This is a genomic window from Peribacillus sp. P4_D6 (assembly GCF_056401795.1).
This window is the reverse complement of record NZ_JBFUIQ010000120.1, coordinates 1-11558: the sequence shown is the minus strand read 5'-3', so window position 1 is coordinate 11558 and position 11558 is coordinate 1. Positions and strand designations below refer to the sequence as shown.

At 43.0% G+C, this 11558-nt stretch carries 11 protein-coding genes; 1 reads left to right on the top strand and 10 read right to left on the bottom strand.

What is annotated here, in order from left to right; genetic code table 11:
* Positions 1-201: 201 nt before the first annotated feature.
* The 5 genes from AC1DVB_RS22080 to pruA form a co-directional block, all read right to left on the bottom strand.
* Positions 202-882 carry a DUF975 family protein gene (locus AC1DVB_RS22080; RefSeq protein WP_477590951.1) on the bottom strand — a complete coding sequence of 227 codons (681 nt, stop codon included), beginning with the start codon at positions 880-882 and terminating at the stop codon, positions 202-204.
* 666 nt (positions 883-1548) lie between these two features.
* On the bottom strand, positions 1549-1803 hold the full coding sequence (locus tag AC1DVB_RS22075) for a biotin/lipoyl attachment domain-containing protein (RefSeq protein WP_048686804.1): 255 nt from the start codon (positions 1801-1803) through the stop codon (positions 1549-1551).
* A 37-nt stretch (positions 1804-1840) separates the two neighbouring features.
* Positions 1841-3106 carry a Glu/Leu/Phe/Val family dehydrogenase gene (locus AC1DVB_RS22070; RefSeq protein ID WP_194719320.1) on the bottom strand — a complete coding sequence of 422 codons (1266 nt, stop codon included), beginning with the start codon at positions 3104-3106 and terminating at the stop codon, positions 1841-1843.
* 22 nt (positions 3107-3128) lie between these two features.
* Positions 3129-4322 (bottom strand): ornithine--oxo-acid transaminase, encoded by a 1194-nt coding sequence (locus tag AC1DVB_RS22065; protein WP_098866168.1) that lies wholly within the window; start codon positions 4320-4322, stop codon positions 3129-3131.
* A gap of 18 nt (positions 4323-4340) precedes the next feature.
* Positions 4341-5888 (bottom strand): L-glutamate gamma-semialdehyde dehydrogenase, encoded by a 1548-nt coding sequence (gene pruA, locus AC1DVB_RS22060; protein ID WP_063575393.1) that lies wholly within the window; start codon positions 5886-5888, stop codon positions 4341-4343.
* Positions 5889-6270: 382 nt separating this feature from the next.
* On the opposite strand from pruA, the gene AC1DVB_RS22055 reads away from it, so the two are divergent.
* Positions 6271-7683, top strand: a complete 1413-nt coding sequence (locus AC1DVB_RS22055; RefSeq protein WP_057276823.1) for a sigma-54 interaction domain-containing protein — start codon at positions 6271-6273, stop codon at positions 7681-7683.
* 184 nt (positions 7684-7867) lie between these two features.
* Here AC1DVB_RS22055 and AC1DVB_RS22050 read toward each other — a convergent pair whose 3' ends face one another.
* The 5 genes from AC1DVB_RS22050 to AC1DVB_RS22030 all read right to left on the bottom strand — a co-directional run.
* A complete protein-coding gene (locus AC1DVB_RS22050; RefSeq protein WP_230135142.1) occupies positions 7868-8554 on the bottom strand; it encodes an FMN-dependent NADH-azoreductase in 687 nt (228 codons plus the stop codon).
* A 33-nt stretch (positions 8555-8587) separates the two neighbouring features.
* Positions 8588-9436 (bottom strand): VOC family protein, encoded by an 849-nt coding sequence (locus AC1DVB_RS22045; RefSeq protein ID WP_477590947.1) that lies wholly within the window; start codon positions 9434-9436, stop codon positions 8588-8590.
* Positions 9437-9440: 4 nt separating this feature from the next.
* Positions 9441-9845, bottom strand: a complete 405-nt coding sequence (locus AC1DVB_RS22040) for a DoxX family protein (protein ID WP_063575390.1) — start codon at positions 9843-9845, stop codon at positions 9441-9443.
* A gap of 288 nt (positions 9846-10133) precedes the next feature.
* The gene (locus tag AC1DVB_RS22035; RefSeq protein WP_063575389.1) at positions 10134-10898 is read right to left on the bottom strand and encodes an ABC transporter ATP-binding protein; all 765 of its coding nucleotides are present in this window, start codon (positions 10896-10898) and stop codon (positions 10134-10136) included.
* Positions 10895-11558: ATP-binding cassette domain-containing protein (locus tag AC1DVB_RS22030; RefSeq protein WP_477590945.1), on the bottom strand; the 664-nt coding region annotated here is incomplete at its 5' end. The genes AC1DVB_RS22035 and AC1DVB_RS22030, both read right to left, overlap by 4 nt.

Genomic DNA, 11558 nt, shown 5'->3' with positions numbered 1-11558 from the left:
GATTTCCACTYCAGGCACTCGCTTTCCGCGGGCGGTCCGGRAGCCTCCTCGGCGCCTTGCGCCTGCGGGGTCTCCCCTCGACGCGCTTTTCCCGCAGGAGTCTCGCACCTTCCGTTCCAATCAACTATGTTTTGAAATTTTAGGTAAAACCACTTTTGTCTATAAATTTAAACCGATAGCCAAATGCTATCGGTTAGTCTTTTATTCCTCTATTTGTTGATCATCGTCAATATCCTCTTGAGGCACAATCAATTCTTCATAGAATGCAGCCGTTGTCGTTCCTGCATAAGGAATCAACCATAGTAAACCAATTCCCAGTGTGAACATGCAAAGGATGCCCCACCCGATGAAGCTTAGGTGCATAAGGAAATACTTCCATTTCAAGCCCTTCATTCTTTTTTTGCTCTCTGTAATGGCTTCAAGCACCGTGTATTCAGGATGATCCTTCAATAAGAAAAACTGCTGCGAATAAGCGATGGCCTTGATGATACCCGGAATGATTAATAATAATGACCATAAAAAAATGAAAATTGCCTGTAAGATGGAAGCCCCAATAAGCTTGAAAGAGGTTTTACCATCTTTATAGATAGCGAACACTTCTGGAATGCCAGGATTCCCTTCCCTAACTAAATTCAGGTAGAACCAAGTGGTTGAAATGGTAAGCGGGATTAAGGCAATGGAAAAGACCATGCTGAAGATATCGGACCATAACGGTGTGTCTTCCTGCATGAGCCATTCTGAAAATCCACCGCTTCCGATCACTTCGACAATTAAAGGAAAAATGAGGTTGATCAAGAACAACAGCAACATAAGCGAAACAGTTACTCCCCATTTACCTCCCAACGCCTGAAGGGCTTTCCTCTTTAATTCTGAGATTCTCATACTCTGATTAACTCCCCTCTTTTAAACGGCGGAATTCTGAATATTTCCTTTTTATTGTGAATTTGGATCAATTCAGAAAAAACGCCATTTATTTGATGTCAAAATCTCAATTTGTATTTTAACATACTAGCTTCTAGTCGTGGGCTTAAATTCCTAGAAAGCGCACACGGATAGAGTCAACCGGTTTCGACCAACCATGATCCACTCCTTTCTTGCCTTGGTACTGGCTTGTAAAAGTTTATGAAAGGGAATAAGACAATATGCCCTTCCAAATCAAAAATACCTTCGCGGAACCATACCCTGTTATGACGTATGGTCAGCGAAGGAGCATGTATTTATCTTGGTTAAAAGTCCTTATGTTAATCTAGTTCTTTTTTCCTTTTCCCAAGTAGACCGGGCCACTCATTTAATCTATTCCAAAATCTTTCGAACAGCATGGTTGAACTACCCACCACTTATCGACCTTACGATCTGATTGAAGTGTGGGATGAATCTTCGTAAGTGGGATTGTCCTTCATGTTCTTCTCACCACGATCGAGCCCTCATCGTGTTTCCTTTTCAAACTTTTTCCCAGCTTTGTCACCGCCTTATAAATGATCACAACAAAAAAAAGAGCATCCCAAAGCAGAAATCGCTTCCGCCTTTGGAACACCCTCTTTCCTATAATCAATCAGAGCCAGTTATAACAAAATCGTCTTGGAGCAAAGCTAAAGGAAGCTTTCTATTAATAGGATCCCCTGCCGAAACATTAATTTCAGTAATGTGACCACTGGCACCTATTGAAACATCAATCAATTTCCCATCTTCCGTCTTCACTAAAAAGAGCCTTTCCCATTCATAAACATAGGAATCCTTTTGAACGTAAACTTGTTCGACGGTCCCATCTTGAGCACACTCGATGGTATGAATCGGTTTTAACACGGAATCACTCCTCCACTCCCCATTATTAGACTATAACTTATACCCAGCCGCGGAATATCGAGGCTTCTGCCATTTTTCTGACACCCACCATATACGCTGCCAGCCTCATATCCACTTTTCTCGTCTCGGACATTTCATATATTTGATTAAATGAGTTGACCAATAACGCTTTTAATTTGGTTTGGACCTCTTCATCTTCCCAATAATAACCTTGATTATTTTGAACCCATTCGAAGTAAGAAACTGTCACACCGCCTGAACTTGCCAATACATCAGGTACTAGAAGCACATTGCGTTCCGTCAAGATCTTGGTTGCCTCCAATGTGGTAGGTCCATTCGCGGCCTCTACGACAATTTGGGCTTTGATAAGATGTGCATTTTCTTTGGTGATTTGATTGGAAATGGCAGCAGGCACTAAAATATCACAATCTTGTTCCAGAAGCTCCTGGTTGGTGATTGTATGATCGAATAGTGTCGTTACCGTTCCAAAGCTATCCCTTTTATCAAGTAAGTAATCAATATCCAGACCCTCAGGTTTATAGATGGCACCATATGCGTCCGATATGCCAATCACTTTCGCACCTGCATCATGCATGAATTTGGCCAAAAAGCTTCCTGCATTCCCAAACCCTTGGACGATGATGCGTGCACCTTTCAATTCTATGCCCTTACGCTTTGCCGCTTCCTCGATACAGATGGTGACACCTTGTGCAGTCGCCTTTTCCCTGCCGTGTGAACCGCCCAGTACCAGTGGCTTACCTGTAATGAAACCTGGAGAATCGTGTTCTCTTATTCTACTGTACTCGTCCATCATCCATGCCATGATTTGTGAATTCGTATAAACATCCGGGGCCGGGATATCTTTAGTCGGCCCCACTATTTGGCTGATTGCCCGAACGTATCCACGGCTAAGCCTTTCCAATTCACCGATTGACATTTGGCGCGGATCACAGATGATGCCGCCTTTTCCTCCGCCATATGGCAGATTCACGATTCCGCATTTCAAACTCATCCACATTGAAAGTGCCTTGACTTCTTCCTCATCGACTTCAGGATGAAAACGGATTCCGCCTTTCGTCGGACCGACAGCATCGTTGTGCTGGGCACGGTATCCAGTGAAAATCTTCGTCGAATTGTCATCCATCTTAATTGGAATCCGGACGGTAAGCATCCGTAGAGGTTCCTTCAAAAGCTCGAACACTTCTTCAGAATAGCCAAGCTTATTCAGCGCCTCCTTGATTACGACCTGTGTTGAATCAAGCAAGCTGGCAGTTTCTTTTTCTTCTTTGATTGTTGTACTCAATGGAATTCACCTCATAGGTATATTAGGATAAAACTTTTTTGATGCGTTCGATTGCCCAATCCAAGTCTTCTTTAGTAATCACTAATGGYGGAGCAAAACGGATAACTGTATCATGTGTTTCTTTACATAGCAGTTTTTCTTCTTTAAGCTGCTCACAATAAGGTCGTGCTGCTTCTGTTAATTCGACTCCGATGAATAAGCCTCGGCCGCGGATATCTTTAATCATTGGATTCTTGATTTCTTTTAAACGATCCATAAAGTATTGCCCAAGCTCCAATGAACGTTCCGCAAGCTTCTCTTCTTCAAGGACTTCCAATGAAGCGATGGAAACCGCACATGCCAATGGATTGCCGCCGAATGTAGAACCATGGGAACCAGGATTGAATACGCCAAGGATTTCACGGTTTGCAGCTACGCAAGAGATTGGGAAAACCCCGCCGCCCAGCGCTTTACCTAAAATGTACATATCAGGAACTACTCCATCCCAGTCAGAGGCGAACATTTTTCCTGAACGTCCAAGTCCTGACTGAATTTCATCAGAAACGAATAGGACATTATTTTCTTTACATAAGTCGTAAGCTTCTTTTAAGAATCCTTGTGGCGGAATGATGATTCCCGCTTCACCTTGAATCGGTTCGATTAAAAATCCAGCCGTTTGCGGTGTAATCGCTTCTTTCAATGCATCAAGATCGCCGTAAGGGATAAGCTTGATCCCTGGCAGCATCGGTCCAAAGCCCCTTCTATATTCATCATCGGATGACAAGGACACGGCTGCCATCGTACGGCCATGGAAGTTCCCGATACAAGCAATGATTTCAGCTTGGTTTTCTGCAATTCCCTTAACATCATAGCCCCAGCGTCTAACAGCTTTGATGGCTGTTTCAACGGCTTCAGCACCTGTATTCATAGGCAGTGCCATGTCTTTTTGCGTAATGCGTGAAACCATTTCATACCATGGTCCTAATTTATCACTATGGAATGCACGGGATGTCAATGTTACGCGATCAGCTTGTTTTTTTAATTCGTCGATGATTTTCGGATGCCTGTGGCCTTGATTCACTGCTGAATAGGCACTAAGCATATCCATATATTTGTTGCCTTCAGGATCTTCCACCCAAACTCCTTCTGCCTTCGAAATGACGATTGGAAGTGGATTATAATTGTTTGCACCATATTGTTCAGTTTGCTCGATTAATTTTTCCGTTAAAGTTGTCATGTTGATTCCCCCTAAAATTTATAGCGTTTCAGATGTTGTTTTACCTTGAAGATGAAGAACTAAATAATCAGGACCGCCCGCTTTTGAATCTGTACCTGACATATTGAATCCGCCAAATGGCTGGTATCCTACAATGGCACCAGTACAGCCGCGATTGAAGTACAAGTTACCTACGTGGAAATCCTCACGCGCTTGTTCAATATGTTCAATGTTGTTAGAGATGACTGCACCCGTTAATCCATAATCCGTGTTATTGGCAATCTCGATTGCATGATTGAAATCTTTTGCCTTACAGAATGCAACAACCGGTCCGAAGATCTCTTCTTTCATGACACGTGCGTTCTCATCCACATCGGCAATGATAGTTGGCTGGATGAAGAAACCTTTTGAATTGTCTCCTTCTCCCCCTGTAACAATTTTCCCTTCTTCTTTACCGATTTCAACGTAGCTCATGACTTTATCGAAAGCTGCTTGATCGATGACCGGACCCATGAAGTTGTTTAGATCTGTTGGTTCCCCGATCGTTTTTTCTTTCGTTAATTCAATGGCACGATTCAAGACTTGGTCATATACATCTTCCACTATGACAGCACGTGAACAAGCAGAACATTTTTGACCGGAGAATCCGAATGCAGAAGCGACGATTGATTGTGCCGCCAATTCCAGATCAGCCTCTTTATCAACAACGATCGTATCTTTACCGCCCATTTCAGCGATGACACGTTTTAACCAGATTTGGCCTTCATGTACTTTTGCCGCACGCTCATAAATACGGATACCGACATCACGAGATCCGGTAAAGCTGATGAAACGTGTACGAGGATGATCTACCAAATAATCGCCCACTTCGGCACCGCTTCCTGGAATGAAGTTCACAACTCCTGCAGGCATGCCCGCTTCTTCCAGCACTTCGATGAATTTAGCTGCAATGACCGGTGTTGTACTGGCCGGTTTCAATAAGACCGTATTACCTGAAACAAGAGCAGCCGTCGTCATGCCTGCCATGATCGCAAACGGGAAGTTCCAAGGTGAGATGATGACACCCACACCAAGCGGAATATAATTGAAAGCATTGTGTTCAATCGGACGGCTTTCCACTGGCATGCCGTCTTTAAGCTTCAGCATTTGACGTGCATAGTATTCCATGAAGTCGATCGCTTCCGCTGTATCTGCATCCGCCTCATTCCAAGGCTTCCCTGCTTCTTTAACCAATAGAGCCGAGAAATAATGTTTTCTTCTGCGAACGATTGCTGCAGCCCTGAATAAAATGTTTGCGCGCACTTCCGCTTTCGTTTTTCTCCAAGTTTGGAATGTCTGATCTGCCGCTTGCATCGCTTGCTCTGCAAGATCTTTATTCGCTTTGGATACGGTTCCGATAACTTCTTCTTTATTTGCTGGGTTTACAGAGGTAATGACTTCATCAGTAAACACTCTTTCACCATTAATGATCAGCGGATATTTCTTCCCTAGATCATTAGCTACATCATTCAATGCCGCTTGAAAAGCTTTATTGTTTTCTTCGATTTTAAAATTAGTAAATGGTTCGTGTTTATATGTTTGGACCATTATGTCTCATCTCCCTAAGTTTATGTTTTTACTTCTCCCTTAATTAAACAAGCAAGTTCCGTGCCAACTTTTCATTTTTTCGAAAAAATAATGTTTTTTCTTGAAAAATGCAATGAAATTCAGCACTTTAAGGGCAAAATTGACATAGTATGCCATTATTTTTTGCTCTAATCCCTATTTTTGTCGCTTAAACCTTACACTTTTTATTAATGCAAATTTCATGCCAACTTGAAAAACCATAAAAAACAGCATTTTCGCACTTTTTCCGCAAAATATTTTTGCACTTCAATGCAAAATAATCTTGCTGTGCAAATTTTATTTGCGCCTTTGCTTCAATTCCTCTACAATAGCTCTAAGAAAAGAAGAAAAACGGGAGGCATTCATGAATTTAGATCAAATCATTAAAATAGATGGTTTCCAATCCATCCTTTATTCGCTTGTGGATGTAATCGATACAGGGATACATATAATCGATATAAAGGGGCGGACGATTGTATATAACAAGAAAATGGCAGAAATCGAAGGAATGGATTCAGAAGAAGTGTTAGGGAAGAAGATTCACGAAATCTTTAAATTCAAGGAAGAAACGGAGAGTACATTAATAAGGGCTCTTCATTCGGGGAAGACAACCGAGAACTCGAAGCAGACCTACTTCAATAATCTTGGTCAAGAAATTACAACAATCAATAATACGTTTCCGATTTTGGATCAAAAGCAAAATATCATCGGGGCCATTGAAGTGGCAAAGGATATAACGAATCTGGAAAGAATCATTAAAGATAATATATTGAATAAGGGCGATACCAAATATACCTTTGACAGCATCATCGGAACGAGTGAAAATTTCCTGGAAGTGATAGAAAAGTGCAAGCGCTCGACCAGGACAGCATCCTCCATCCTCATCGTTGGGGAAACGGGCACCGGAAAAGAGCTCTTCGCCCAAAGCATCCATAATGGCAGCAGCCGTTCGACACAACCTTTCATCAGCCAAAACTGTGCTGCCCTGCCAGACAGTCTAATTGAAGGAATACTCTTCGGCACAAAGAAAGGCGCCTTCACCGGATCGATCGAACGGCCTGGATTATTCGAACAGGCACAGGGCGGTACCATCCTGCTAGATGAAATCAACTCATTAAATCCGAACATGCAAGCGAAATTATTACGGGCCCTTCAAGAAAGGACGATTCGCCGCGTTGGGGATACTAAGGATAAACAAATTGACGTTAGGGTCATTGCAACGATAAATGAAGATCCGATAGATGCCATTTCAAATGACCATTTACGAAAGGATTTATACTACCGATTAAGTGTCGTTTCGTTATTCATCCCGCCTCTTCGTGAACGGAAAGAGGATATTCCTTTGTTGGCGCAATCCTTCATCGAGAAATTCAATGCGCTGTTCGAATTGAATATAGAAGGGATCAGCGAAGAAGTCTACTCGCTTTTTTATGATTACGACTGGCCCGGGAACGTAAGGGAACTCGAACATATCATTGAGGGGGCCATGAATTTAATGGAGCCTGGCGATACAAAGATTGCCATCACCCACCTTCCGGCTCTATTTAGGAAGAAAGCCCATTTGGAAGACATTCATCCCGGAAGAAAAGAGACTCATGCAAATGGAGATTTACAGGATTCGACCTTATCTCTTGATGATTATATCGCCAATACTGAAAAGCAATACTTGGAGAAGATATTGAAGGAACATGGCATGAATATCTCCCAAGCAGCCAAGGCCCTGAATATTAGCCGCCAAAGCCTTCAATACCGTTTGAAAAAGTATCAGGTCAAATAACACCATCCCTGCACAAAGGAGGCCCCCATTGATATGGAGGCCTTCAGTTTATCGGCGGAAAGGGAGCGGGTTTAGGAAGTTGATCTCCACTCCAGGCACTCGCTTTCCATGAATTTGTCTACAGTCTAAAGGCCCCCATTGATATGGAGGCCTTTCTTTGCCTGCTATTCTTTTCACTTTGCAATCAGAATGCTTCAGCCGCTTTTGCAACGTTTTCCAAACCATCCGCGATGATTTTTTGTGACCGATCCGGATACTGATTATGGCCTTCAATGACCACGGTCTCCGGATTCTTAATACCCCATAGACTAATGATATTTTTCACTAAACTCACGGCCATTTCAGCGGAAGCCATTCCTTCTAATGCATAATCAGAACCGCGGGCATTCAATAGCATGACTTTTTTATCTTCAGCATACCCGACAGGACCTTCCGCCGTATAATTGAACATTATTCCTGCTTGTGCCAAATAAGAAAGATAGGTGATTAACGGTGCAGGAACCGTTGAGTTCCATAGAGGGAAAGCGAATACCACTTTATCCATGGCCATGAATTGATTTAAATATTGGTCAACCAGTTTTGCGGCATTTTCCTCTTCAGCTGTCAGTTCAAGACCTTGGTTGCGTTTATATAGTCCGGTAATCGCCGTATTTCCGTAGTAAGGAAGCTCTTCTTTAAATAAATCCAGCTCGGTCACTTCATCTGTACGGTGTGTCTCTTTATATGTTTGTAAGAATGTGTCATACATTTTCGAGCTGATTGCCTGATCTGCTGGACGATCGTTCACTTTCACGAATAACACTTTTGTCATTTTCCCATTCTCTTCTGCCGCGGCTTCTTTATTTCCAAATAATCTGCTTAAGAATCCCATTATCCTCTCACCATTGCTTTCTGATTATAATATTTAGACGATTAAATGAATCTCATTGCCTGATGGATCTGTTACAGTGAAAAACCCTTCTTTTTCCGTGACGACAGCCCCGATTCCTTCCAGTTGCTCCGTTACTTTGTTTCTCGCTTCTTCATCTGCATAAACGAGTGTATACCAGTTTAGCCCCACACTATTTTCCTTCGGGGCAGGGGCACCAACGCCATTCCATGTGTTCAATCCGATGTGATGATGATATCCACCGGTTGAAGTAAAGAGCGCTCCTCCATATCGATTCACGACGCTAAACCCAAGACCTTGCATGTAAAACTCCTCCGTTTTGCGTAAATCCGCTACATGCAGATGTATATGCCCCATCAAGGTACCAGCAGGCAGTTTGCTCCACTCACCATCGCTTTCTTTCAGCAGGTCATTCCCATCCAACGGATCCGTGCCCATTTCGACCTCCCCGCCTGCCYATCTCCAATCAGCTGATGGCCGGTCAGAGTATACTTCGATGCCATTTCCATCCGGATCGGTGATGTACAGCGCTTCACTCACTTCATGATCCGCCGCTCCAAATGGATATTTCGTTTGAAGTAAATGGCGTAAAAAAATCGATAAGTCGGCACGGGTAGGCAGCAACAGGGCAAAGTGATATAAGCCCGTCGTCCGCCCTTCTTTCGGAATCACATCCGCAGGCTGCTCAAGTGTCAGCAACGGGGTTTTTCCGTCTGTCGTCAAAACAGCTTTCCGGTCGGTTTTCTTCAATACTTGAAGACCGATGATTTCTTGATAAAACAGAATGGCCTTATTCAAATCCAAAACATTAATACTCACTTCGCCAACAAAGGTAATTGGTTTTTGATGAAAATTTTTATCCATATTGTCACTTCCCTTTTTTATTGAAAATCACATAATCCAAAGAAAGAACCGTGCGGTTTGCACACGCTAGATAGACAGACATGGCAAGCAGTGCCAAGTCCAGTTCGTAACCCGCCGCTTGCCCGTTTCCAAGAAAACCGGCAGGTAATTTAGCCGTGAAAATCGCCCCCGCCATAATGACCGCAAATAGGACGGATACGATACGTGTTCCCAAACCCAGTATAACCGCAAGTCCTCCAATCAATTCGATTCCTGCAACGATGTATGCCATGAAGCCAGGAATGCCAAGGCTATCGAAAAATCCCGCCGTATTTCCTATGCCCCCTTGAAACTTTGAAACGCCGTGAATGAAAAAAGTAAGACCTAAAATCACCCTTAAAAAAACTTGACCTGCATCATTTTTATTCATGTATGAATTCTCCTTTTTGTTGGTTACTTTATGTAAGTAATTATATTTTCATAAGTTTATAATGTCAAGTAAGTTTATTGGAATTCATTTTTTTACCTAAAAAAACGAATTGCCGAAAGCAACTCGTTATATGGTGCCACTATTTAAATGTGTAATAAATGGTTGAATTGATGATGAAAGAATCCGCAATCGTTCTCCCGAATTCCTAACATGCCACCTTACTTCCTCCTTAAGCATTAAACTTAATCGAAATCATTGCGATTTAAAACTCAAATAAACACAACTTCATTATTCAAACATCGAAATCAGTTCTTTTGTGTATGAATGGCGATCGCTGCAAAAAAGCCGTTCTTTCTCGAAAGAATCCACAATAACACCCCCTTTCATCACCATGATCCGTTGGCTCATCTCCTGTACAGCCGATAGATCATGAGAAATAAAAAGGTAGGAAGTGTCCAAAGTCTCCCGCAGCCCGCCTAACAATTTCAGCACCGCCGCTTGGGACAGCACGTCCAGGCTTGAAGCCGGTTCATCCAATATAATGAGGGCCGGTTCGATGCTGATTGCACGCGCAATGGTCACCCGCTGCTTTTGTCCGCCGCTTAGCTCATGCGGGTAACGTTCAGCAAAACTCCTTGGAAGCTCCACCGTTTCCAGGAGCTGTCCGATAAAGTTCGCTTCACTTGTATACGTAAAATATTTCAAATTGACCTGGCTGCCAAATTGAAGATATGGATCCATTAGTGAATCCTTTATCCTTAGTTTTGGATTCAAAGCCGATACAGGATTTTGCAAAACAGCCTGGATGTTCTTGCGATACGGTTTTAAACTGCGTTCGCTTTTGTTTTGCAGCTCGGTTCCTTCAAATAGGATGCTGCCCTTGTCAAAAGATTCAATCTGAAGGATGAGTCTTACCAGTGTGCTTTTTCCGCAGCCGCTCTCCCCCACTAACCCGAGGCATTCCTTCCTTTCCATGCTGAAATTCACGTTCCTTAGTATTTCCACTCCGTTATCATAGCTTTTATGGACATTTCGCACGTCTAATAAACTCATCCTGACACTCCTTCAAGCTTAAATGGAATTCTCCTCAATGATGGCGATGATTGAATCAGTTCATTCGTATAAGCATGCTGCGGATGATTCAATACCTGATTTTTATCACCGGTCTCTATGATGGCCCCGTCTTTCATGACTGCAATGCGGTCCGCATACTTCCTGACATGACGTAAATCATGCGTAATGAACAAGATTGCACATCCGGTTTCTTTTTGGAGCTTTGATAACAGCTGTAAAACCTTAAAGGAAGATACACTGTCTAAGGCTGTGGTCGGTTCATCCGCTATCAAGATATCAGGTTCAAGCAGCAGGGCTATTGAAATGGATACGCGTTGAAGCTGACCGCCGCTTAATTGAAAAGCGTATCTGCCGTAGATATCTTCATTCAGTCCCACCGATATGAGCGCATTGACCGCTTGCTGCCTCCTTGCCTTTTTGGAAAGGTTCAAATGTGTTCGCTGATATTCGTCGAAATGCTGACCGATGGTAAGGAACGGGGTGAATGAACCCTGGTAATCTTGAAAAATATAGGCCAGGCGCTTTCCGCGAACCTTCCTGATTTCTGAGGAAGATAGGGTTAATAAATTCTTTTCCCCATACCATATTTCCCCCTTCGCTTGAAGATTGGGTGCAAGCAGCTGACATATTGCCATGGCC